Here is a 24,812-nt window from a genome sequence, read left to right as displayed (position 1 = left end):
TTGCAAATTAGAGAATATATATATCATTTTATTACCGCATGTTCCGTTTTTATCCTCTTGACTCTCCCGGCAACAAAGCTCTCTGCTCAAGAAAAAACGGATTCCTTGCTTCTCGATTTGAAACCCACTCTACAGCCAGACACACTCTTCTTTCAACAGGATACCATTCCTCAGGACAGCATCCCGCAGGATTCCGTAAAAAAAGAAAAACCGTTATTCAAAGACATCATCTCCTATAATGCTGATGACTCCATACGCATTTCAATGGATCAAAAAAAAGTATTTCTTTACGGAAACGCAAAAGTAAAATACCTGAAAACAGAACTGAACGCCCAATTTATCGAATTGGACATGGACAAAAAACAGGCATTCGCTTCCGGTCTGCCCGACACCTCCGGAATTGTAATGGGGACCCCAAAATTCAAAGACGGAGGCCAGGAATTCGAGAGCAAAGAACTCCGCTACAATTTTGAAACCCGCAAAGGCTTTGTCAAAGACATCATTACTCAAGAAGGAGAAGGATACGTACAAGGCAAATTGACCAAAAAACTATCGGACTCGGTTTACTGTGTAAAAGAAGGCTGGTACACCACCTGTGACCAACACGACCATCCTCACTTCTACATCAGGATGAACAAAGCCAAAATGATAAAAGACAAAAAAGTAATAGCCGGCTTCTCCAACTTAGTACTGGAAGACGTTCCCCTGCCTATTGCCCTTCCTTTCGCCTTCTTTCCCATCACCAAAAAAGGAACATCGGGCGTCATCATGCCTACTTACGGAGAAGAACGGATGCGCGGATTCAACTTGCGCAACGGAGGATACTACTGGGCAATCAGCGACTACATAGACCTATCGCTGACAGGCGACATATACACCAACGGATCATGGGGCGCCAACATCCTTTCAAACTACCGCAAACGCTACAAATTCAGCGGGAACTTCAACTTCACCATAAGCCGTAACCACACAAGCGAAAAAGGATTACCGGACTACAATGAATCACAAGACTGGTCGCTCCGCTGGAGTCACTCCCAGGATGCCAAAGCCAATCCTTACAGCACCTTCTCCGCTTCCGTAGACATTTCTTCCTCCAACAACAACTACTATAACGCAACAAACATCAACGATATTGCCAACCAGCGCAAACAGTCCAGTATCTCATGGAGTAAAAAATGGCCGGAAAAACCGTTCAGCCTAACAGCTGCTTTCAGTCACAACCAAAACAGCCGGGACTCCTCCATTTCAGTGTCCTTTCCGAATATGAACTTCCGGATGACCCAAATCTACCCTCTCAGAAAGAAAGGAAAAAGCGGAAACCTGAAATGGTACGACAACATCGGACTATCCTACACCGCCGAACTAAGAAACAGCATACAGACCAAAGAAGACGAACTATTCAAAACACCCTTAAACCAATGGAAAAACGGTTTCAAACACTCCATACCCTTATCCACCTCCATCAATCTGATTAAAGACGTCTCCTTAAGCCCGTCCTTCAACTACGACGGAGTCCTGTTTCTTAGCTCCATACGCAAAACATGGGAGACAGACACCTCCCTTGCCACCAAAGGAAGAATACGCATAGACACCATCAACGGACTGCACTATGCCCACAACTACAACGCAAGCATTTCCCTCGGCTACAACCCTACCATATACGGTATGTACATGTTCAAACCCGGATGCAAAGTATACGCACTGCGTCATGTAATACGTCCCAGCATCTCCGTATCCTACTCTCCCAACTGGGGCGTAAAAAGAGGCAAATACAGGAGGGTTTATTACGACAGTGACGGCAGAGAACAAAACTACTCCATATTTGAACAAGCCTTGTACAGCATACGCGAAACCCCTGAAAAATCCACCGGAAGCATCTCCTTGAGCATCGACAACAACATCGAGATGAAAGTACGTGACGACAATGACACAACAGGGAAAAACGAATTCAAAAAAATTAAAATACTGGAAAGTTTCCGCATATCCACCAGCTACGACATGTTCGCCGACTCGCTGAACTGGTCAAACATCCGGTTAGCTGCACGTACCAAAGTATTCCACGACAAACTAAACATCGACGTTTCCGCCACCATCGACCCCTATTTAATGACGGCAAACATGGTGAAAGTAAACAAATACGCCGGAGGTCTGGGACGCCTGACAAACGTCAGTTTAACATCCGGTTTCCAGCTCTCCTCCGACAACGGAAAGAAAAAAGAAGAAAAAAACGACCTGGTGGGAGGATTCTATGACCGATATATGGACTTTGAAGTTCCCTGGTCACTCAGTGTAGACTACAACCTGAGCTACTCCAAAAGATACTCACGCAACCCCGCCCCCGGAGCACGTAAAGCCTTATCGGAAGGCAATCTGACCCAAATGCTTCGATTAAACGGGGACTTTTCACTAACTCCCAAATGGAAATTCGGATTCAGTACCGGATATGACTTCTCCAACCACGAAGTAACCGCCACAAGTTTCAACATCTCTCGCGACCTGCATTGCTGGGACATGACATTCTCCTGCATCCCCTTCGGAACCCACCAATCCTACAACTTCCAAATCAACGTACGTTCCAGCCTGCTAAAAGACCTCAAACTGACCAAACGTGAATCCTGGTACGACACAGGAAACTTTTACAGATAACATCTTTCTATCCCCGTTGCCTTACCACCTCATAAATCATCACGGCGGCAGCGGCAGAAACATTTAAAGATTCAATATTACCATTCATCGGTATTTTAACCTGCTCCGTCACTATCTTCAAAATACCCTCATCAATACCTTTATCCTCCGCCCCCATCACAATAGCCAACGGCCCTTTCATATCCGCCTCCGTATAATATGTTTCCGCCTTCTCCGTTGCCGCATATACCCGCATTCCATACTGATACCTCAATTCACGCACCAACTTCTTCAAATTCAACACCCGGCAGACAGGAATATGATACAACGCACCGGCAGACGTTTTAATGGCATCGGAGGAAATTTTCGCCGAATTTTTATTCGGAATAACCACAGCATGCACCCCGGCACATTCGGCACTCCGGACAATCGCCCCGAAATTACGCACATCCGTAATCCTATCCAAAATCAAAATAAACGGCATCTTCCCCTCCGCCTGCACCTTCTCCATCACCTCCTCCATATCCTGATAAGGGACCGGTGAAACCTCCGCCAAAACGCCTTGGTGATTTCTATCGGCAAAAGGACGAAAAACCTCATCGGGAACATACTGGAAAGGGATATCCTTCTCCCTCAACAAAGAAAACAACGTCTGAAACAAAACACCCTTCACACCTTGTTTCAACATCACCTTATCAATCTCCTTCTCCTGCTGGATAGCCTCTATCACAGCCCGAATCCCGAATATACATTCCTGTTTGTACTTGGCCATACTACTATTATAAATTAAATACCTGTTTTCAAACGTTCCAAATCCGCATGAGCCACTTCCCATTCCGCCATACAGCAATCCAAACTTTTCTTAGCCTTATCATACTCCTTATAAAGTTGCTCGTCACTTCCCACTTCCACCATACGCCCCTCCATCTCTGCAATCTTCTTTTCCCAACCGGCAATCTCCTTCTCCAAATCCTCAATCCGCCGCTCCGCCTTCTTTATCTCCCGGTTCCACTGCTTACGCTCCTCAAAAGACATCTTCCTTTCCTCCACCTTCCTTTCCGGTTCTTTTTCCACCTCCAGCTTCTTTACGGCACCCCCCTGATTACGATTTTTCCATCTCTCATACTCACTGAAACAAGCCACCTTCTTCGCTTCCAAAAAGTCATCCACACCTCCCAAATACTCCTTCACCCCATGATTGGCAAACTCAAATACTTTATCCGCCAACCCCGTCAAAAAAGCACGATCATGAGACACAACAATCACCGTTCCCTCAAAATTGCGAAGCGCCTCCTTCAAAATATCCTTCGTCCGTAAATCCAGATGATTCGTCGGCTCATCCAAAATCAACACATTATAAGGCTCAAGCAACAACCGAGCCATCGCTAGCCGCGTCCGCTCTCCTCCAGACAACACCCCCACCTTCTTATCCACCTCCTCGCCCGAAAACAAAAAAGCTCCCAATATATCCCGCATCTTCTTTCGGATCTCACCCACAGCCACCCGGTCTATCGTATCAAGCACCGTCAAATCCGTATCCATCAAATCCGCCTGATTCTGTGCAAAGTATCCGATATTTACATTATGTCCCAACTTCAAATTTCCTTCATAAGGAATCTCCCCCATAATCATCTTCACAAGCGTAGACTTCCCCTCTCCGTTTTTACCGACAAACGCCACCTTCTCCCCCCTCAAAATATCAATATCCAAATCCTGCAACACCAACTTTTCCCCATAGCACTTTTTTAAACTGCGTCCGCAGACAACCATCTCCCCCGAACGTACCGCCGGTTGAAAACGGATATTAATCCGCGCCGTATCCTCCTGCTCCACCTCAATACGTTCAATCTTTTCCAACTGTTTAATCCGGGACTGCACCTGCACCGCCTTCGTCGCCTTATAACGAAAACGCTCTATAAACTCTTCCGTATCCTTTATTTGCTTCTGCTGATTCTCGTATGCCCTCAACTGCTGGGAGATACGCTCCTTTCTCAATTCGGTAAACCGGGTATACGACACCTTGTAATCATACACTTTCCCCAACGATATCTCAATCGTACGGTTAGTCACATTATCCAAAAAAGCCCGGTCATGCGAAACCAGCACCACCGCACCGGGATACGTCTGCAAAAAAGCCTCCAGCCACGAAATAGACTCTATATCCAAATGATTCGTAGGCTCATCCAACAAAAAAATATCCGGCTTCGCCAACAAAATCTTTGCCAACTCAATACGCATACGCCAGCCCCCACTAAACTCCTCACACCTCCTGTCCATATCCGCCGCCGTAAAGCCCAAACCCTTCAACACCACTTCCACCTCCCCGTTCACATTCCCTTCCCCCCGCATCGCCAATTGCTCACTCTTCTCCGTGATACAATGAAGCAATTTCATATACCCTTCCGACTCATAATCCGTCCGTTCCGCCAACTCCCCGTTCAGGCGGTCCACCTCTTTCCGCAAAGCAAACAAATCGGCAAACGCCTTCTCCGCCTCTTGCCTTACCGTATTCCCATCCTTATAAACCATCGTCTGAGGTAAATAACCAATCCGCACATCCCCCGCCTTTGACACACTTCCCGACGTCGGTTCCTCGACTCCAGCCAATATCTTCAACAAGGTAGACTTTCCCGCACCATTCCGTCCCGTCAATCCGATACGATCCTTTTTATTAACTAAAAAAGAAACTGCATCCAACAAAGTAAAACCTCCGAAAACAACACTTACATTATTCGCCGAAATCATAATCATGAAAAATAAATCCTGTGCAAAGATAGCAAATAAAGCCGACTGAGTTAAAATTTTACTACCTTTACACAAAAATACATCACATAAGTATAAAAACTGAACAATTGAAAAATATGAAAATCAAACTTATTCTATCGCTTTGTTACATCATCGCTTCTTTGCACTTTATCATTGCAAGTGATAAAATCTATCCCACTCCCCAGGTTGTCAAACAAACCGGGAAAAACATCCAAATACCCCAAGCAGTACAACTTCACGGTGCCGAAGGAGCCGATGCTTCCGCACTCCAACAACTTCGTCAACTTTTTCAAATAGAAAAACAAAAAAAGAACTATCCCATTTACATCGGAAAAAGAGGAGACAAAAGCATAAAAAAATATTCCGAACTCATACCACAAGCCAACGGAGGATACTATCTGTCGATTACCCCCGAACAGATGATTATTGCAGGAAATGATGCCCGAGGCACATTCTATGCCGTCCAGACACTGAAACAACTCCTGCATGACAACCTTCTTCCGGAAATAGCGATAAAAGATTTCCCCGCCGTTGCTTACCGGGGTGTTGTCGAAGGATTCTACGGACAACCCTGGAGCCATGAAGACCGCATCCGGCAGCTTCAATTTTACGGAGAATACAAACTCAACACATACATCTACGGTCCCAAAGATGACCCCTACCACAGTTCTCCACATTGGAGAAAACCTTACCCTGAAAAAGAAGCCGGCCAAATCAGCGAACTCGTCGCCCTGTCAAAAGCCAACCACGTTGATTTCGTATGGGCCATTCATCCGGGAAAAGACATACGCTGGAACGAAGAAGACCTTCAGGCACTTCTTGATAAATTTGAAAACATGTACCAATTAGGCGTCCGCTCTTTCGCCGTCTTCTTTGACGACATCTCCGGAGACGGAACCGACCCCGTACGCCAGGCCGAACTGCTGAATACCATTCAAGACCGCTTCATCTCTCAAAAGAAAGACGTCACTCCGCTCATCATGTGCCCGACGGAATACAATAAAAGCTGGTCTAACCCCAAAGAAGGCACCTACCTGGACATCCTCGGTGAAAAACTATACCCCTCCGTCATGGTCATGTGGACCGGCGACCGGGTTATCTCCGATATCACCACAGAAGGCCTGGAATGGGTGAACAGACGCATCAAGCGCCCCGCATACGTATGGTGGAACTTCCCCGTCAGCGACTACGTACGTGACCATCTTCTCATGGGTCCCTCCTACGGACTTGACCTGACGGCAGGCAAGCTCATGTCCGGATTCGTATCCAATCCCATGGAACGGGCAGAAGCTTCTAAAATCGCCATATTCAGCATAGCGGACTACGCGTGGAACCCTACACAATACAATTCAAATGAGGTATGGGAAGCCGCTATACAAACTATTATGCCGAACGCAGCCAAAGCCTTGCATACCTTCGCCGCACATAACTCGGACCTTGGACCCAACGGACACCGTTACAGACGAGACGAATCCGTCGAAATAAAACCTGTCGTTGAAAAATTCATCGCAGCCTACAAACAGAGGGATATTCCCCAAACAACCTTAGAGCAGTTATTCCGGGAATACCAAAAAATCGCCGAAGCTCCTGACCAACTAAAAGCTGCCAATGACAACCCGGCTCTAATCAATGAAATCTCTCCGTGGTTAGAACAATTTGAAATACTGGGAAAAATGGGACAGGAAGCCTTGAATCTGGCACGCTTATCCACCCAAGGCATCACGGTACAATACTGGCAAAAATACTTGGAACTGCAAACGCTTGACCAACAACGCCGCCAGATTGACAGAACCTACAACCAAAACCCTTACCAACCGGGAGTCAAAACCGGTTCATTAATCATGCAGCCATTCATCGACAGCATTCGCCTCATCAGTGAACAGCATGTAACAGGGCATACTGCCGGCAGTCATCAACAAGCCGTTCCGGAATTGTACACCAACATCAAACAGATACAAAACCTTCCAATACAAACAGGGAAAAACAGCATCGCCATTTCTCCCGTCCTGGAAGTAATACGCATCGCCCCCAAACAATACATCGGAATAACCCTTCCGTTCACCTTAACACAAGCGACCATCGCTATCAACCTGGGCATCACCAACGCCCTCCAATGGGGAAAAATGCAAGCGTCCGCCGACGGTAAGACATGGGAATATTTAGAGGCTAAAGAAAACGAAACAAACATTACCGTCCGGTTGCCGGAAAACCTGTCTGTTCAATTCATACGTTTCATCAACCTACAGGAACAACCGCAAGAAATATACCTGAAAAAATTCAGCATTCAGCCGGAAAGCTCATTTAATGCGCCCTACTCCGTAGGCTTACTGACAGACAATAGTTTCCGGACAGCCTACCACGCAGACCGTTCCCAGACAATAAGTATCGACCTTCCCATCTCCCGCAAACAAACCGAATTTATTCTTTTATCGGATTTAAAAGAAGGTATGGCTTCCATCAGAATCATCGGGGAAACCAAACGGAATCAGGAAATTGACTTGGGAACCATACGCACCGCCTACGGAACATTCTCCTGTCCTGAAAATGTAAATACAATCAGATTGGAAATCAATACATCCGAGCCTATCAACTTATACGAATTAATGCAATAAAGCTACCCCCTCCACCTCAACCAACAACTCTTCCCGGCAGATATCTGCTAACAGGTAAAGCACGGGAAGAGTTTTAAAATTCCGTTCCATATACTCTTTCACTACCGGGAAATCCTTTTCATTCTTCAAATACACCCGTAGCGTCTGCAACATCCCCTTCTTCATAATCCCCGCTTTCTGCAAATTTTCCTCCGAAATCAAAAAATCAATATTCTCCATTGTCATCTGCAACTGCTCCTCCACACTCGTCGAAACAGAACTTTGCTCCCCGCGAATTGCTGCGGTACCGGATATAAAAACAATTCCTCCTTCCTCTCCATAAAACGCCTTCGCCCTCTCAAACTTAGGCGTCATACCTCCCTTCAAAACCCGTTGCGAATAAGCATGAGCGGCTACCTGCAGACTATTGTCCACCGCACAGCTCCGCCAGCCTTCTCCCTGCAAATCAATAGCCGTAAAATCCAACAGCAATCCCCCCCACTGCATCCCGATTCCCGTCGCAGCAGGATAACCGTATTTCCAGGAAGCCGTCGAATAAAAACAACTGCGCGTCTTATTAAAATGCCGGTAACGCTGCACCCTTTCCTCCATTGCCGTAATATCCTCCAGATAATTCCACTGGCGGGCAATACCCTTTACCTCAAATCCTTCATACAACAATACCTCCATCATCTGACTCATCGCCTCCTCCGCCTGTATATGAACCAAATCATCCAAATTACTTCCGCACAATCCCGACACAATCAACTCTCTGTACCCTTTCCCCTGCAAAATAACATAAGGCAAATCCGGCACATCCTCCAAATCCGTTCCGATTTTATATATAACCTCCCCCTCAAACCACGGATCCAATGTATGCAATTCCACCGCCAAATCCGCATCCAGCGGTTTTTGCGCGACATAACTAAACGCGGGACAACGATCTCCGAAAAAAGCACGCACCTGCCTATCCACCTCACAGCGTTGTTCTAAAAAATCCTCATTATCATACGTATCTCCGAAAAACACCAAGCGTACGATATTTTTCCATTTTCCGCAACATTTTAAAACTCCTGCAACCAACTCACTAAAATTTTTGCCGTTCACTTTATAAAATTTACACACCATTTTTTCTTCATTTATTTAACAGACATTTTCCAGGTTAACTCTTCCGCCCCCATATCCGATGCAATCTTTCGCGCCAATACAAAAAGGTAATCAGACAACCGGTTCACATAGCGAATAATCAATTCATCCACCTCATATTGGGCGGCAACATCCAATACCCGCCTCTCCACCCGGCGGCAAACCGTTCGGGCGACATGAGCAACAGACGAAGGCTGATTGCCTCCCGGCAAAATAAAACTGGTCAAAGGCGGTAACTGCTCATTCATCCGGTCTATCGCTCTTTCCAAAAATGCGACATCCTCCTCCGTCACCCCCAACTTGACCTTTAAATTCTTCACAGACGTATCCGTCGCCAAATTTCCCGCCACCGAGAACAGAATATTCTGTATCACGGCAAGCTCCTCCTTCAATTCCGGCAAAATAGGGAAAGAACGCACCCATCCCAGATAACTATTCAGTTCATCCACTCCCCCGTAAGCCTCCAGACGCACACTATTTTTAGGCACCCGCGTACCGCCGATCAAAGACGTCTGTCCCTTGTCTCCGGTCTTCGTATAAATCTTCATCATCTTACATATACATTTTTAATTTTCCATATTCACACCATCAAATGATAACTTCCCTGCTGCAACTTCTCATCAAAAAGCAAAATTCCAAACCGCATCATATCCATCCGAACCTGTGCTTTCCGTGCCAACCGCTGCCAGAGAGAAGCATTAAAAGCATTCCTATATATATCGGAAATCACCACACACTGCCTTCCCTTTCCTAGCCCCTCCAGCAACTCATACTCTTTCCCCTCCAAAAACTTCCAGGCATCCTTTGCTACGTACACCATATCAACCCCCTCCCCACAATCCCTAACATTGCACTTCATCCCCTCCTCGCCCGTCACGCCTTGCAAATAAAGCCTTATCCACCTGTCATCCTGCATATAACTCACCACTCGATGCACTTTCCAACAAACAGCAATCCGATACAGCAACCGATAAAACTTTCGGCTCCGCCGTCCCATTCCCACGCATTTTTCCGCCTCCTCCGGATAAACAAACCGATGCCTTCTGTCCCGAATAACATTCAAAATAAAATCAAACATGAAAGGAGAATGCACCCCAAACCCCCGCTTATGCCTAAAATACAAGGCATGTTTCATCCTCTCCTTCAAATAAACGGTTATCATCTTTCTTTCATTTACGATACTAAAATTCACCCAACTTTATTACTAACGAAAATAAAATATAATTCCGACATCCCGAATCAACTCATATATTTTTTTTATTTTCGTTCCCCGATCAGAGCAAATTACACTGAAAATTGGAAATTGCCGGTTTAAATATAAAATACTTGCCGGGAGTCGGCGAGAAGAGGGCATCCCTGCTACACACGGAACTTGATATAGAAAGTTACGAAGATTTATTATATCACATCCCCTACCGCTATATCGACCGCTCACGCATCTATCCCATTGCGGAACTAAACTCCCAACTTCCTTACATCCAAATCAAAGCCCGTATCCGGGACCTTAAAATCGTCGGTGCAGGAAAAAGCCAACGCATGGTTGCCACCGCTTACGATGAAAGCGGCGAACTGGAACTCGTATGGTTCAAAGGCCTTAAATATTTACCTAGCCAAATAGAAGCCGGCAAAGAATACCTGATTTTCGGCCAGCCGTCGTCATTCAACCGAAAAATCAACATCGTCCACCCCGAACTGGACGATTTCGGAAAAGCATCCAAACTGCTCGTAGGATTCCAGGCCGTCTATCCGACCACAGAAAAGATGAAAAAAGCTTTTCTGAACTCCAAAGCCATCAGTAAGATGCAGGCGGAAATATTCAGACAACTGAACGGTAAGATACCGGAAACTCTTCCGGCCTGGTTCCTGAAAAAATTCGGATTAATCTGCCTACACGAAGCCCTCTATAACATACACTTTCCCGCTTCGCCCGAAATACTGAAAAAAGCCATATTCCGCCTGAAATTTGAAGAGCTTTTTTACATCCAGCTCAATATACTGAAACTAAAATACAAGCGCAAGACCTATTTTAAAGGCTGCACATTTCCGCTTATCGGAGACTATTTCAACACCTTTTACAACCAAAACCTTCCTTTTCCGCTTACCTCCGCCCAAAAAAGAGTCATCAAAGAAATCCGGCAGGACTGCGGAAGCGGGAAACAGATGAACAGACTGTTGCAAGGCGATGTCGGGAGCGGGAAAACATTAGTCGCCGTCATGTGCATGCTCATGGCTCTCGACAACCATTACCAAACCTGCCTGATGGCACCTACTGAAATCCTGGCCAACCAGCATTTCGATACCATCAGGGAACTGCTTAAAGGGCTAGACATCAACATAGCCCTTCTCACGGGGTCCACCAAGAAAAAGGAAAGGGAAAGCATTCACGAACAACTTACGGACGGCACATTGCAAATCATCGTAGGCACCCACGCACTCTTAGAAGATGTCGTCACCTTCAACAACGTAGGACTCGTCATCATCGACGAACAACACCGCTTCGGAGTTGCCCAACGCGCCAAGCTTTGGCACAAAAACAACATTCCTCCCCACGTACTTGTCATGACAGCCACCCCCATCCCCCGCACTCTCGCCATGACCCTTTACGGCGACCTGGATGTCTCCGTCATCGACGAACTTCCTCCCGGCCGTAAACCCATCACTACCCTTCATTGTTACGACAAGAAACGAAACGACGTCTTTCAGTTCATCGAAAAAGAATTACGCAAAGGACGACAAGCATACATCGTTTATCCCCTTATTTCCGAATCGGAAAAAATGGACTTCCGCAACCTGGAGGACGGATACGACAAAGTCAATCAATACTTCCTCCCTCTCGGCTTTTCAACCAGCATGGTACACGGTAAAATGAAAAACGTGGACAAAGACGAGGAGATGCGTCGCTTTGTAAACGGCGAGACCCAAATCCTGGTAGCGACAACTGTTATCGAAGTCGGGGTAAACGTACCCAACGCTTCCGTCATGGTCATCGAAAGCTCCGAACGCTTCGGCCTGTCGCAACTCCACCAATTACGCGGACGCGTAGGACGGGGAGCGGAACAATCCTACTGCATCCTCATGACCTCCTACAAACTTTCCAATGAGTCCAGACAACGCATCGAAACGATGACCGCCACCAACGACGGCTTTGAAATTGCGGAAGCCGACCTGAAACTACGGGGCCCCGGCGATATCGAAGGCACCCAGCAAAGCGGCCTCACATGTAATCTGAAAGTTGCCCACCTCGGCAAAGACGGACTTATACTAAACGAAGCCTCCCAGGCAGCCAATGTCATTCTGCAAGACGACCCCGATTTGCAGAAAGAGGAAAATTCCGTCTTTGCGGCTCAAATCAAACGCTTGTTTAAAACCAAAATCAACTGGCGGTTTATCAGCTAATCCCTGCACTATTTATCGGACAAACACTACTCATTTGAGGGGATTTCTTGTGGATTCCGTATATATTTCACGTCTCTGTCTATTCTCCTACTATGCTATATCTCTTGTATAAAGTATATACAAAATGCCATCAAATCCCTTATAAAGTGCTTTGCGAAGCACTTTATAAGCACTTTGTAAGCGCTTTATAAGCACTTTATAGAATCGATATAGAGGCTTTAGACTATGATTGAATATGTCCATTCCATACGGGAATGTATCGGAAACTATAAGAAAGTGCCTGTCCGGATACAAAAAAGAGAGGCCGAATTATCAGCCTCTCTTTAATATAGGATTGTAATCTATAAAGATTCTACTTTTCCAATCGCTCTTTATTTTGCCGCCATTACTTCCGACGGAATCAAATCTACTGTAGTCTGGTCGAATACCAATGTTTTGTGATTGGGCAGATAGGTGAAAACGCTCTTGTCTTTCATTTCAACCACTTTTACTTTGTTTTCGCCTTCCATCAGGTACCATGCTTTTTCTTTGGGGAAATATTGGAAATTGACAGCATCGTTTCCTTCAGCAGATGCCAAAGTCAAACTATTCTGTTTTTTAATCATTTTATACATCTGTCCTTCGTGCAAAACGTCCATTTCTTCCACGTCACCAGCATTCATGGCAATCGGGTTGTTTCCTCCCCAAAATTCAATAGAGTTGAAAATAAGCACGTCACCCAAACAAGCTATTTCATAAACCGGAAGGATGCACAAGCCGAGGAATACCAACTCGTTCACAAATTTTGAATTGGAAACTTCTCCGTTCCAACGATGCAATTTGCTTGTCAACGCGAAAGAACCGAAACATCCTGACATCAATGCGCCCATTGATGCAATCAACACAACAGCAGTTGTTTGTCTAATTAATTTTTTCATTGTTTTTTCTTTTTTATTAATAATCAATTATCTATCTCTTTATACTTACAATCTTCTGATTTGTTCTATACTATTTTCTTCACATAAAGGTTTTAACAAAAATCATGCCTATATTACATTTTTTCCAATAAAAATTGCAGTCCCTATATTTTATAATCCGTATACTATTTTCATGGGGAAGTGTTAAAATACAATTTTTTTCTCCTTTTTAAATCTTTTTGCACGATTTTTGTATGATATTCTCATGAAGAGATAAACTTGAATGTTATGAATCAGTATATAGTATCAATATATCGTTTTTTCTCCGTTGTCTGTTGCTTGTTTTTCCTGCTTTTCTACGGATGCGAGAAAAAGCATATCGAGCACAAAGGTGAAAAAGAAATCAGCTTCAATCTCGATTTGAATCCGAGTTCCGATTTCAGAATCGTCACCCGCGCTCAGGTGCCGGATTCGCTTTTTAAAATACCGGAGGCCGATGAGTTTAAGATTCAGTTGCTGAATGCTTCCGGCGTCGTCATAAAGGAATGGGAATCCTATTCAGAGATGCCGCACCCCGTGAAGATTCAAGCCAACAATCTTCAAATCAAGGCGTCCTGTGGCACATCAGAAAAAAGTAATTTCGACGCTCCCTGTTTCTGCGGTGACACGACGCTGCTCCTTCAAGAGGACGAAGAAAACAATGTTACACTTACCGCCGGTATCGGCAATGTGCTGGCAAGTGTCCGCTATCGCGAGAATTTCAGCAGTTATTTCAAAGATTATTCCACGCAGCTCATTACTTCCGTCGATACGATTACATTCGGCAAGGGAGAGAAACGCACGGCTTTTTTACCGGCGGGTAAACTGGATGTGCTGCTGAACATGACCAAGAACGATTTAACGACGAATTCGCTGCTTGCCGTATCCCTTCCGGAAACGAAAGCCGCCGAATATTATCATTTCAACGTTTCTCTCGGTGGTGAACAGGGGTATGAGAAGCTGTTAATCAGTTTCGATTCGACCACCGTCGAGCAACCTATCGAGGTCGCTTTGCCGCAGGACTGGCAGGCGCACAAGAAACCATACCTTACGCCGGCTTTCGATACGGTGCCCGTTTATAAATATTTAGTGGGGGAAAGCTGTGACGAAAAAACGTTTTATACGCTGATCACCGCCCTAGGGAAAATCGGTTCGTGCCGGATAAAAACCGCCTCCGTCGGTTTAATCGCCGCCGGGTGGCCGGCAAATGTCGATTTGCTTTCACTGACCAGCGCCAACAGGAACCGCCTGCTTCGCTTCGGTCTGAAGTGGTCGAACGATATGGAGGATGCCAATATGGCGGAGATCGATTTTTCGGGTATCGTTACCAATCTGCCTGCCGGAAAACATACGATTACAGTGGATGTGGCGGATGTTTCGGGGCAGCATTGCGTTCCCCTGAATCTCAAATTCCACATTACTCCCCCGCTTTTTGAATTAGTCGCCCCGGAGCGTCCCGCTATTGCCCGTAGTTTGGAGTATCCGTTTAAAATCCGGATAAGCGGCGGCGCCCCTGAGAATATCATCATCGAGTATCTGAATGAAAACCTGGCATTCGGCGTGAAGGAATGGACGAAATGCAATATCAATTCCTGGACTTGGAACGCCACGATGGATACCGTGTACGTGTACGCCGGAGTCAATATCAACAAACCGATGCTCCAGTTCCGTGCCAAATACGGAGACGAAACGACGAATGAAGTCACGCTGAGCGCCGTTAATCCGACGTTCCGGCTCCAAAAAGACGGACCGGAATGGGCAAAACGCGCCTATCTGAATATCGAACAGACGGACGGTACGAACGGACTGGCGCAAAATACGCTGATCGAACAATACGACGTCCAGATTTCAACGAATAAAACGACCTGGACCCACGTGAATACAGAAGATTTTTCATTCGACAAGACCCACGATCTGGTCCTGTTTCAGGTGAATAAATTAGAAAGCGATCACACTTACTATGTCCGGGTGGCTTTCGACGCCAAAGCGGATCTGGACATCTGTTACTCGGAACCGATCGAGATTAAAACAGAAGAAGCTTTGGAATTAAAACCTATCGAATTTTCTGCTACAACAAGCTCAATCCATAAAGGCGGAGAATATGGGTGGACTGGCGCATTTGGCTCTGGTAATAAAAAACAAGAAACAGAAACAATACATTACTATGAAGGCAAAAATTCATGGCTTACCGTTAATGCTAAAACTATGCCCCCTGTAGACAAGGCAAAAACACCCAACACATGGTATATCATCGCCTCGACTTTACCATATCCTGAGAATAATTCAACCGGCGTTCTATTGCGAAATGTCGGTTGGGACTTTCAAGGAGAAACACCTGAAAACAAATATGGTACTCTAACTTCACAAACAAAATTATCCGATTTAACACCACCGAATATAAAACACCATTCCGCCGGAAAATTATTTTTGGGAGCAAATTACACTTACAATCACGACAATCACAACGAAACCTACGAAGAAGGTATTGAATTTACGTCCCGTCCGTCCGTTTTAAGATTTTCATATACATATAACGGACACAACGGAGACCAGGCTCTTGTAAAAATAGAGGTACTCGATGCTACCGACAATATCATCGGAACAGGAGAAGCGACCTTTGAAAACCAAGAAACTTTAGCAAAAACTTCCGTAGCAATAAACTATACGGATATCCAAACAAAAGCCGCGAAGTTAAAAATCATGTTCGCTTCGTCTTCCAGTTGTTCTCATGACCAAAGTAAAGAAGATGGAGATAACGGTATCAAACGCTTCACACAAAATATTCCAGCTAATGCAGTCTGTACCGGTAGTGAATTTTTTATTGCAGATGTTTCCCTCGATTACGAGTAATACTATGTTGTATAATCATTGAAAATAATATACCATGAAAAGATTTGCACGTGTTTTTATCTTTTTGATCGCTCTCTTTTCCGTTCTTGCCTGCAAGAAAGAGCATATCGAGTCGGACCCACGGACGGAAAGCGGTTCCCTGCGGTTGAATATGGGTCTCAATGTACTGCTTACGCAAAATACGACGCCCGCTTCAAGAGCAGCCATCGATACGAAAGATTTTATCGTTACGGTTTACGATAACAAGACCGGCACCGTCGCCCAAGATGTGAACAAGGCGGATGCCGTCTATGAATACGGCAATATGCCCGAAATCATCGCCCTGTATACGGGAGAATATTATATCGTCGCCTCTTCTTTGAGAGAAATGCCGGCAGCGGCTTGGGAAACGCCTTATTACCAAGGAACTTCGGAAATCTTTACCATAAAGAAAGCCTCCGTCACCCAGCTGGCGGACATCAACTGCACTCAAGAAAATGTGAAAGTGACGGTTTCCTATACGGAGAAACTGCAGAAAGAACTGACCTCTTATCACGCCATCATAGCATTAAGCAGCAATGAAAATGCCCACCTCGATTTCGATAAAACCGCCGCTCTTGCTGGATATTTCAAACCGGAAAAATTAATCGCAGTGCTGAACGGAGAACGGTATGACGGAGAGATTATCCGCGCGCGGGTGGATCTTGATTCCATTAAACCCGGTCAGCATCAGAATCTTGAATTTGATGTCACATACAGTTCCATGCAATTAACCATTCATGTAAATACGGATGTCGATGTCATTAATAAAGATATCATCGTTCCTCCCGATGACGACCCCGTTGAAGATCCCGATACAATTCCGGTAGATCCGACTCCCGGTTCTCCTTCCGAAGCTATCAGTATTGTGGGACGAGGTTTCGATATAGACAAGGCTATTGAGTTTGCAGTCGGAGAAACCAAAGATGTCGTTGTCGATATCAATGCAGCACACCAGATTTACAATTTATGGGTAGAAATAGAATCGGAATTCCTAACGGAAGAGGAGCTGGGCGCTTTAGGCATTCCCAAGAAGTTCAATTTAGGTGACCTTACCCCTGCGTTGAAAGCGGCTTTTGGTGCGGAAGGTCTGGGGTTGATCGACGGCGATGTCAGAGGGAAGACCTCTCTTGTGTTCGATATCAGCAAGTTTACCGCGTTGCTGCTACAAGCCGGTACCCATAAATTTATCATAACAGTGGATGATTACGAGAATTCGTCTTTAACCAAGACGCTGACCCTCGTTAATCACGATTAAAAATTGCCTTATGTCGAAAATTAATATTGGATTGCTGCTATTTTTATCTTCCTGTTCTTTTTTCTCCTGCCAGGATGACAAGATTGAACAGGATGGTGACGGATTGCTGGATTTGAAGGTAAGCTTCAATACCCAGACAACTCCCGCCATAGCGGTAAGAAGTACGGAAAGAGATTATGCCGTGGTCATTAAGAACGAGGACGGACGGACGATAAAAAGATATGCTACGCAGGAGGATATGCCGGAAGAAATCGCACTGGCAGCCGGAATCTATACAGCGGAGGTAACTTCGGGTAATAATCCTGATGCAGCTTTTTCCAGTCCTTATTTCACGGGAAGCGAGAAATTTTCCGTAAAGTCCAACGAGGCCTCCCAGGCAGAGGTTAAATGCACGTTGGCCAATGCGAAGGTCTCTGTCAATTATTCGGAACGGATCAAGCAATATTTTTCTTCTTACAAAACTTCTGTAAGTGTTCCCAAAGGATGTATTACTTTTACAGAAGACAATCAAGAAAGCGGTTATTTTAAAATCGCCAATGACAGTATGCGACTTTCGTGGGAATTAACGGCCATAAATACTGCCGGACAGTCTTTCAAGAAAAACGGAGAGTTTCAAGCTAAAAAACGGCAGCATTATTCCCTGAATTTCGATATTGATAATCAACAGAATTCAGAAGAAGGGGGCGTAAAAGTGAATATTATCGCCAATGATGATGTTGTCCGCACGGATACGGTCGTCATGATTGTTTTGCGCACGCTGCCCGAAATCACCGGAGAAAATTTCGACATAACCGTCCCTGTGGCGCTGCAATATAAAAAGTATGAAAATGCCGCTTACAAAATCAATATCAAAGGGACCCCTTCCATCGATTCGATTTTGTTTGAACACAATTGCGAGCATTTATACACGAACAATGTCCCCTATAATTTTAATCTATACAAGATTCAATCATCCGCATTCGAGACGATGCAAAGCGCCGGATTGGTTTGGGAAAGAGAAACCGACAGTACGGTAAGTATGGATTTCACGCCTATGCTGGACCGTCTGGAAACCGGCAGTTACGAATTCACCTTCCGGGTATATGACTCGAAAGGCAAAAACAATGCAGCCACATTCCAGCTTTCGATTGTGGATGCGGACGTTCTGACTTTGGGTGTCCCCGGCAACACATCGGGCGATGTATGGGCACGCCATGCCCGAATTGGCGGGCAATGGATGACGAATGACCAGCCCGAGGGCCTTCAAATCCGCTACCGTATAAAAGGCGGTTCCGATGCGGATTGGATTACCGTTCCTGCGTCTGAAATTATCAGCAACAAGAAACAATTTTACGCGTCCATCGATAAGCTGGAGCCTGAAACCGTTTATGAATATCAAACGTTGTCTTCCAAAGACGGAGCGGACGTTCCCGCCAATATTCAAATGTTCACGACGGACATGGCCGATCCCCTGCCCAACAGCAGTTTCGACGAATGGGACGGCACGTATCCCTGGGCTCCCGGAAGCGAGGAGAAAGACAAGTTCTGGGATACGGGCAACAAGGCTGCCGAAGTCGCCAAACTGGTTCTTACGCAGTCTTCCGACGTTTTGCCTTCAGGCGTTACCAACGGAAAATCCGCCTGGCTGAAATCTCAATATACAAAAGCGTTCGGTGTCGCCGATGTTTTTGCCGCGGGGAATATTTTTTCCGGAACATTCGGTAAAATCGAAGGGACCAGCGGTGCTTCCATGACGTTCGGACAACCCTATACATCCCGTCCTCAAAAGCTGAAAGGATATTATAAGTATAATTCCAAAACCATCGACTGGGACAAAAAAGGCGGTTTATCAGGCAAGGAGGACCGTTTCCATATTTACATTATTCTGGCAGACGAGGCACATTATCTTAACACCACGAATCAGTCTACGCTGTTTGATATGGATAAAATCAAACGCGGCGAGGATCCCCATACCATTGCCTTCGCCGAGTTGAGCAATGAGGAATTCGACGACCAAGGCAATGATGTTACTCCAAGTGTCAAGATGAACGATTACAAGGCTTTTGAGATTACTTTGGAATATTACAAGAAAAATGTCAGACCGTCTTACATCATTGTGGCAGCTACTTCCAGTAAATACGGCGATTATTACACCGGAGGTATCGGCAGCGAGCTGTACATTGATGAATTTGAATTAGTTTTTGAATAGAAATATGCATCGTTTATACTATCTTATTTTATTATTTATATTTTCCCTGCCGATTAGCCTGTCTGCCCAGCGATTCGACCGAGGAATTACTCAAATTACCTTTATTCCCAAAGGGCAATGGATTACGGGATGTAATATTTCTTATTCACAACATACGAACGACAATTATAAATTCATTGTAATCGAAGGCTGGAACGGAGAAGGTTATAATTTCAGTGTCAGTCCGTTTCTGCTTTATTGTTTCAAGGATAATTTAGCCAGCGGCGGCAAGTTCGAATATACCCGCTCCCTTTTAAAAATCAATAATCTGGATATCAGTATCGATGATGATCTGAGTTTCAGCCTAAGCGATATTTATACGCTGAAACACGGCTATTACGCCACCGGGTTATTCCGGGCTTATCTGAATTTAGGAGAAAGCAAGCGTTTCGGGCTTTTTAATGAGGTTCAATTAAAGTTCGGTGGGACGCAAAGCAAACTTATTTCAGGAAGCGGAGAATCGCTTACGGGAACTTATGAGTCTTCTTTTGATTTCGGGCTAGGGATGGCTCCCGGCATGATTGCTTTTGTCAATGATTATACCGCCGTTGAAGTGACTGTGGGCGTGCTCGGTTTTAATGTTAAATCCATTAATCAAACTACAGATCAGGTGGTGGTGGGCTCCAGAAAGACCAGTTCCGCCAATTTCAAAATCAATCTTTTGGCTTTGAGTCTGGGACTCTCTTTTTATCTATAATCGGAACAGGGTGAAACACGGGATACGACAATTATTGATTTTATTTTTCACGGCAGGCTGCTTTTCCGTACAAGCAGCTTCTTACGTCTTTTCCCCCACTGTTTCCGATACCATACACAATTCCGATTACTGGAGAAAAGATACCAATCACATTCCTTCCAAGAAAGAAGTAAAGAAGAGATTGAAAGTTTTAGGTATCAAGATGCCTATCGACATGCCCAAAAAACGCATGGAACGCGGTATAGTCAATTCTCTTTTTATTCCCGGGAAAACATGGCAAACGGGCATCTCTTTCTCTTATTACGAAGAAAGTAACGATGCTTATGATTTTCTGATTATCGAGGACTGGGAAGGGCAAGCCTATTCATTTCGGGTCAGCCCGTTTTTCTGCTGGTATTTTCAGGATAATCTGGCTGTCGGCGGACGTTTTACTTACAGAAATACCCGATTCGATATAAAGGAATTGAGCATTTCCATAGAAGATGATATGAGTTTTACGTTAGATAATGCCGAGATCAAAGACGAGATGTATCAATGTGCAGCATTTATCCGACATTACGTGGGCTTGCACCCCCGTATCGGTCTTTTCAATGAAACCCATCTCACTTACGGATATGGCAAAGGGCACCTGTCGACCGACGATTCGGAATTTCCCAATTATACCACACAAACAACGCACGAAATACAGTTGGGTATCCGTCCCGGAATATGCGGATTTGTCACCAATTCGGTCATGTTTGAGTTTTCGTTTGAGGTGGGAGGGTTGCGCTACCGTAAGATTTCCCAAATTATCAATGACGAGAGCAAAGGCTCCCGTACAACAGGTTTGGCTAATTTCCGGCTGAATATTCTCAGTTTAAATCTGGGCTTGGCTGTTTGTATATAAATTATTATAATTTAAAAGCGGATGAAACGTTTACTTGTTTATTTTTCAGTCTGTTTTTTAGGGGTTTCCTGCATTAAAAACGACATTCCCTATCCGACTATTTTCGGAGGATTCAAGTCTTTTACTGTCGAAGGTCAGAAAGAGAATCCGGAAATCAATGCGGAAAATCTGACACTGACCATACATCTACTGGACACCGTCGACCTTACGCACGTAAAACTTATCTCATATCAACTGACAGATAGTACAAGCATTACTCCCGCCCCCGGTGAGTATCTGAATTTGACTTCCCCGCTTACATTCGTGTTATCTACCTATCAGGATTACACCTGGCAGGTGAAAGCGGAACAGATTATCGAACGGAAGTTCGTTGTAAAAGACCAAATCGGACAAAGCAGAATCGATACCAGCGGACGAAGTGTACTTGCCTTCGTGCCGGAAAACGTATCTATACGGAATATTACTATCGAAGAAATTCAGTTAGGTCCCTCCAATAGCAAAATATCTCCCACCCCATCTACGGTAAAAGATTTCACGATACCTCAGATATTTACCGTTACATATCGAAATATCACTGAGACCTGGAAAGTTATTGTTATGCAGACTCAGGAAGTGGTAACGACTGAATCTGCCGACGCATTTGCCACCATTGCCTTTTTCAAGGGATTGGGACAAGCTGGTGCCGATAACGGATTCGAGTACAAAAAAAACTCGGAGACCAACTGGATTAAAGTGGATCCGTCCCTCGTCTCGCACGAAGGCGGAAATTTTTCCGCCAAGGTTACCGGACTGGAACCCGAAAAATCCTATGTATGCAGGGCCTATTCCGGCAACAATTACGGAAGTGAACTGCAATTTACAACAGAGCCTACGACCCCACTGGAAAACGCGAGTTTTGACAATTGGTGTACTGACGAGAAAAATAATAAACTCTGGTATCCCTGGGAACAAGGAGCCTCTTCTTTTTGGGATACTGGCAATAAAGGCGCCACCACCATGGGCGAGAGCAATACGACGCCCAGTTCCGATGTGGCGCCCGGAGCCTCGGGACAATCAGCTTATCTATCGACCAAGTTCGTAGGCATAGGTTCATTGGGCAAGTTGGCTGCCGGTAATATGTTTGCCGGAGAATACGTAAAGACCGATGGTACGAACGGTATTCTCAACTTCGGACGCCCCTACACATCCCGTCCACTCCGCCTGAAGGGCATGTATAAATACAAATCCGCTCCCATCAGTCACACTTCTTCCAGTAATCCGGATCTTTCCGCCCTGAAAGGGCAACCGGATACGTGCGCTATGTATATCGCCCTGATCGATTCGAAAGAGCCCGTCGAGATACGCACCAAACCCAGCGTCCGTAATCTATTCAATCCCAAGGATCCCTCTGTTATCGCTTATGCGGAATATTATACAGCCGAAAATATTACATCATGGCAAGAGTTTAATCTTGAACTGGAGTATCGAGCCACGAACAGAAAACCCACGTATATCGTGATCGTTTTCTCTGCCAGCAAATACGGAGACTATTTTACGGGAGGAGACGGCAGTGTCCTGCAGCTTGACGAATTAAAACTAGAGTTCGAATAAGCCCCATAAAAAATACCGGGAGCATTTCCCGGTATTTTTATTAAAATCTCGGAGTATATCGGTGACAATAAGGTTCTTTACCTGTTTTGTTGTAATAATCTTGATGATAATCTTCCGCTTTCCAAAAATCTGTCGCCGACGTAACACGGGTTACTACCTTGTAACCTTTTCCTTTCAATTCCCGAATCAGTTCTTCTGCTATTTCTTTTTGGCGGTCTGTCGTATAAAAAATTTCCGAACGGTATTGGTCTCCTAAATCCGGTCCCTGTCCGTCTGTCTGCGTCGGATCATGAATCTCAAAAAATAATTTTGCCAATGTAGTATAACTCACCTTTGACGGATCGAACATAATTCTTACAGCTTCCGCATGACCGGTTGTTTTTGAACACACCTCCTTATATGTCGGATGTTCGGTATTACCACCGATATATCCCGCTTCTATCGATAATATACCGGGTTGTTGACGCATCAGATGCTCCACTCCCCAAAAACACCCTCCGGCAAAAATAGCCGTTTCAGTATCTTTCCCATTCTCCGGAAGAAAATCCATTGATATTGAATTTACACAATGCCGCGTATTTTTAGGCGTAAATCCTTCACCTATAAAAACATGCCCCAAGTGTCCTCCACATTTTGCACAAATAATTTCAGTCCTTCTTCCATCCACATCCGGCACTCGTTTTACCGCCCCGGAAATTTCTTCATCGAAACTCGGCCATCCGCATCCGGAATCGAATTTGGCTTCCGAATAATACAAAGGCGCTCCACACTGTTTACACAGATACGTTCCTTTTTCTTTGAAATCGTAATATTTCCCAGTAAACGGACGCTCTGTTCCTTTATATACAATTACCCTCTTTTCCTCCTCTGTCAGTTCTTTTTTCATCATTTGTCCTATTGCTATCGAATTTATAAACAAGCAGATTAAAATTAAGACATTTTTCATCATTTACTTCTTTTCCTATTTTACGGAAAAGAGTAAGCTTAGTTTCTTGTATCCATTTATTTCAAAGATTCCAAAAGTGCGCTCAAATTGGAGGTAAAAAGACGGACGGCTATCGCCAACAGAATAATTCCGAAAAATTTACGCATTACATATACTCCTCCTTTACCAAAAATCCGCTGTACATAATCCACTTTTTTCAATACGAAATACACACACAACATATTTAATGCGACCGCCAGTATTATATTCAAAACATTATATTCCGCACGCAGGGAAAGCAGTGTAGTAAATGAAGCAGCTCCCGCTATCAAGGGAAATACCAAAGGCACCAATGTTGCAGAATCAGTCGGACCGTCATTCTTAAATATCTCTACACCGAAAATCATCTCACACCCAAGCACCAATATAACCAAAGCACCCGCTACTGCAAAAGAGGAAATATCCACACTGAAAAAAGCCAACAGTGCCTGCCCTACAAATAAAAAAATAACCAATATCGCAAAGGAAAAAAAAGCAGCCTGTCCGGCATTAATTGTTTTATTTTTCTCTTTTAATCCCAATATAATAGGTATCGAGCCCAATATATCAATAACGGCAAACAAAACGATAAAAGCACTAAGCACTTCTCTAAGACTGAAATAAATTTCCATGACTTGTATTTCTTATTAAAATGAAGAATGTTTGAAATCAAACAACATTTTATTATGTTGTTAAATTTTATAATGGCAAAAATAAAAAATTATATTGAAGTAGCAACACTTCAATAAATATAGTTAAAAAATTGATAGGAAATAATGCAATAAAAAAAGAGAGTCTTTTCCAAGACTCTCTTTTTCAAAATTCGGCGTCTACCTACTCTCCCACCAGTGACGGCAGTACCA

At 44.7% G+C, this 24,812-nt stretch carries 17 protein-coding genes; 9 read left to right on the top strand and 8 right to left on the bottom strand.

The window, feature by feature from the left end; all coding sequences use genetic code 11:
• Positions 1 to 117 precede the first annotated feature (117 nt).
• The gene (locus NFR61_RS08445; protein ID WP_251623018.1) at positions 118 to 2,646 is read left to right on the top strand and encodes a putative LPS assembly protein LptD; all 2,529 of its coding nucleotides are present in this window, start codon (positions 118 to 120) and stop codon (positions 2,644 to 2,646) included.
• A 7-nt stretch (positions 2,647 to 2,653) separates the two neighbouring features.
• Here the strand turns inward: NFR61_RS08445 and rlmB are convergent, their stop codons facing one another.
• Together rlmB and NFR61_RS08435 are read right to left on the bottom strand one after the other, a co-directional pair.
• Complete coding sequence (gene rlmB, locus NFR61_RS08440) at positions 2,654 to 3,397, bottom strand: 23S rRNA (guanosine(2251)-2'-O)-methyltransferase RlmB (RefSeq protein ID WP_251623016.1); 744 nt, start codon at positions 3,395 to 3,397, stop codon at positions 2,654 to 2,656.
• Between the two features lie 14 nt (positions 3,398 to 3,411).
• Complete coding sequence (locus tag NFR61_RS08435) at positions 3,412 to 5,370, bottom strand: ABC-F family ATP-binding cassette domain-containing protein (RefSeq protein ID WP_251623014.1); 1,959 nt, start codon at positions 5,368 to 5,370, stop codon at positions 3,412 to 3,414.
• A 116-nt stretch (positions 5,371 to 5,486) separates the two neighbouring features.
• Here NFR61_RS08435 and NFR61_RS08430 point away from each other — a divergent pair, with 116 nt between their 5' ends.
• The gene (locus tag NFR61_RS08430; protein WP_251623012.1) at positions 5,487 to 8,003 is read left to right on the top strand and encodes a beta-N-acetylglucosaminidase; all 2,517 of its coding nucleotides are present in this window, start codon (positions 5,487 to 5,489) and stop codon (positions 8,001 to 8,003) included.
• Here NFR61_RS08430 and NFR61_RS08425 read toward each other — a convergent pair.
• The 3 genes from NFR61_RS08425 to NFR61_RS08415 are packed head-to-tail and all read right to left on the bottom strand — an operon-like array spanning position 7,992 to position 10,290.
• On the bottom strand, positions 7,992 to 9,110 hold the full coding sequence (locus NFR61_RS08425; protein ID WP_251623004.1) for a chorismate transformation FkbO/Hyg5 family protein: 1,119 nt from the start codon (positions 9,108 to 9,110) through the stop codon (positions 7,992 to 7,994). The two genes, NFR61_RS08430 and NFR61_RS08425, sit on opposite strands and share 12 nt — an antisense overlap.
• Before the next feature lie 11 nt (positions 9,111 to 9,121).
• Positions 9,122 to 9,676: a cob(I)yrinic acid a,c-diamide adenosyltransferase gene (locus NFR61_RS08420; RefSeq protein ID WP_251623064.1), complete on the bottom strand. Its 555-nt coding sequence runs from the start codon at positions 9,674 to 9,676 to the stop codon at positions 9,122 to 9,124.
• Positions 9,677 to 9,708: 32 nt separating this feature from the next.
• Positions 9,709 to 10,290: a hypothetical protein gene (locus tag NFR61_RS08415; RefSeq protein ID WP_251623002.1), complete on the bottom strand. Its 582-nt coding sequence runs from the start codon at positions 10,288 to 10,290 to the stop codon at positions 9,709 to 9,711.
• A 134-nt stretch (positions 10,291 to 10,424) separates the two neighbouring features.
• On the opposite strand from NFR61_RS08415, the gene recG reads away from it, so the two are divergent.
• Complete coding sequence (recG, locus tag NFR61_RS08410; protein ID WP_251623000.1) at positions 10,425 to 12,524, top strand: ATP-dependent DNA helicase RecG; 2,100 nt, start codon at positions 10,425 to 10,427, stop codon at positions 12,522 to 12,524.
• Between the two features lie 371 nt (positions 12,525 to 12,895).
• Here the strand turns inward: recG and NFR61_RS08405 are convergent, their stop codons facing one another.
• Positions 12,896 to 13,441: a DUF3332 domain-containing protein gene (locus NFR61_RS08405; protein ID WP_251622999.1), complete on the bottom strand. Its 546-nt coding sequence runs from the start codon at positions 13,439 to 13,441 to the stop codon at positions 12,896 to 12,898.
• Between the two features lie 267 nt (positions 13,442 to 13,708).
• Between NFR61_RS08405 and NFR61_RS08400 the strand changes: the two genes are divergently transcribed.
• The 6 genes from NFR61_RS08400 to NFR61_RS08375 are packed head-to-tail and all read left to right on the top strand — an operon-like array spanning position 13,709 to position 22,985.
• Positions 13,709 to 16,309: a DUF4493 domain-containing protein gene (locus NFR61_RS08400; RefSeq protein ID WP_251622997.1), complete on the top strand. Its 2,601-nt coding sequence runs from the start codon at positions 13,709 to 13,711 to the stop codon at positions 16,307 to 16,309.
• 34 nt (positions 16,310 to 16,343) lie between these two features.
• Positions 16,344 to 17,585, top strand: a complete 1,242-nt coding sequence (locus tag NFR61_RS08395; protein WP_251622995.1) for a DUF4493 domain-containing protein — start codon at positions 16,344 to 16,346, stop codon at positions 17,583 to 17,585.
• Positions 17,586 to 17,595: 10 nt separating this feature from the next.
• Positions 17,596 to 19,773: a DUF4493 domain-containing protein gene (locus tag NFR61_RS08390; protein ID WP_251622993.1), complete on the top strand. Its 2,178-nt coding sequence runs from the start codon at positions 17,596 to 17,598 to the stop codon at positions 19,771 to 19,773.
• Between the two features lie 4 nt (positions 19,774 to 19,777).
• Positions 19,778 to 20,509, top strand: a complete 732-nt coding sequence (locus NFR61_RS08385; RefSeq protein ID WP_251622991.1) for a hypothetical protein — start codon at positions 19,778 to 19,780, stop codon at positions 20,507 to 20,509.
• Positions 20,510 to 20,519: 10 nt separating this feature from the next.
• On the top strand, positions 20,520 to 21,395 hold the full coding sequence (locus NFR61_RS08380) for a hypothetical protein (RefSeq protein WP_251622989.1): 876 nt from the start codon (positions 20,520 to 20,522) through the stop codon (positions 21,393 to 21,395).
• Between the two features lie 21 nt (positions 21,396 to 21,416).
• Positions 21,417 to 22,985 (top strand): PCMD domain-containing protein, encoded by a 1,569-nt coding sequence (locus NFR61_RS08375; RefSeq protein WP_251622987.1) that lies wholly within the window; start codon positions 21,417 to 21,419, stop codon positions 22,983 to 22,985.
• 40 nt (positions 22,986 to 23,025) lie between these two features.
• Here the strand turns inward: NFR61_RS08375 and NFR61_RS08370 are convergent, their stop codons facing one another.
• Both NFR61_RS08370 and NFR61_RS08365 read right to left on the bottom strand, forming a co-directional pair.
• Positions 23,026 to 23,874, bottom strand: a complete 849-nt coding sequence (locus NFR61_RS08370; RefSeq protein ID WP_251622985.1) for a bifunctional methionine sulfoxide reductase B/A protein — start codon at positions 23,872 to 23,874, stop codon at positions 23,026 to 23,028.
• 113 nt (positions 23,875 to 23,987) lie between these two features.
• Positions 23,988 to 24,581: a MarC family protein gene (locus tag NFR61_RS08365; protein ID WP_251622983.1), complete on the bottom strand. Its 594-nt coding sequence runs from the start codon at positions 24,579 to 24,581 to the stop codon at positions 23,988 to 23,990.
• Positions 24,582 to 24,812 lie beyond the last annotated feature (231 nt).

The sequence above is a fragment of the Odoribacter lunatus genome, assembly GCF_943193135.1.
Classification (GTDB): domain Bacteria; phylum Bacteroidota; class Bacteroidia; order Bacteroidales; family Marinifilaceae; genus Culturomica; species Culturomica lunata.
Note: the sequence above shows the minus strand (reverse complement) of the source record. Positions and strands in the feature narration are given on the sequence as shown.

What these genes read in the sequence shown, in the direction of transcription:
- NFR61_RS08430 (WP_251623012.1), top strand. Translation starts at nt 5,487, where the DNA reads ATGAAAATCAAACTTATTCTATCGCTTTGTTACATCATCGCTTCTTTG.
- NFR61_RS08365 (WP_251622983.1), bottom strand. Translation starts at nt 24,581, where the DNA reads ATGGAAATTTATTTCAGTCTTAGAGAAGTGCTTAGTGCTTTTATCGTT.
- NFR61_RS08425 (WP_251623004.1), bottom strand. Translation starts at nt 9,110, where the DNA reads ATGGTGTGTAAATTTTATAAAGTGAACGGCAAAAATTTTAGTGAGTTG.
- NFR61_RS08395 (WP_251622995.1), top strand. Translation starts at nt 16,344, where the DNA reads ATGAAAAGATTTGCACGTGTTTTTATCTTTTTGATCGCTCTCTTTTCC.
- NFR61_RS08415 (WP_251623002.1), bottom strand. Translation starts at nt 10,290, where the DNA reads ATGATAACCGTTTATTTGAAGGAGAGGATGAAACATGCCTTGTATTTT.
- rlmB (WP_251623016.1), bottom strand. Translation starts at nt 3,397, where the DNA reads ATGGCCAAGTACAAACAGGAATGTATATTCGGGATTCGGGCTGTGATA.
- NFR61_RS08370 (WP_251622985.1), bottom strand. Translation starts at nt 23,874, where the DNA reads ATGATGAAAAAAGAACTGACAGAGGAGGAAAAGAGGGTAATTGTATAT.
- NFR61_RS08405 (WP_251622999.1), bottom strand. Translation starts at nt 13,441, where the DNA reads ATGAAAAAATTAATTAGACAAACAACTGCTGTTGTGTTGATTGCATCA.
- NFR61_RS08385 (WP_251622991.1), top strand. Translation starts at nt 19,778, where the DNA reads ATGCATCGTTTATACTATCTTATTTTATTATTTATATTTTCCCTGCCG.
- NFR61_RS08420 (WP_251623064.1), bottom strand. Translation starts at nt 9,676, where the DNA reads ATGAAGATTTATACGAAGACCGGAGACAAGGGACAGACGTCTTTGATC.
- NFR61_RS08375 (WP_251622987.1), top strand. Translation starts at nt 21,417, where the DNA reads ATGAAACGTTTACTTGTTTATTTTTCAGTCTGTTTTTTAGGGGTTTCC.
- NFR61_RS08390 (WP_251622993.1), top strand. Translation starts at nt 17,596, where the DNA reads ATGTCGAAAATTAATATTGGATTGCTGCTATTTTTATCTTCCTGTTCT.
- NFR61_RS08435 (WP_251623014.1), bottom strand. Translation starts at nt 5,370, where the DNA reads ATGATTTCGGCGAATAATGTAAGTGTTGTTTTCGGAGGTTTTACTTTG.
- NFR61_RS08400 (WP_251622997.1), top strand. Translation starts at nt 13,709, where the DNA reads ATGAATCAGTATATAGTATCAATATATCGTTTTTTCTCCGTTGTCTGT.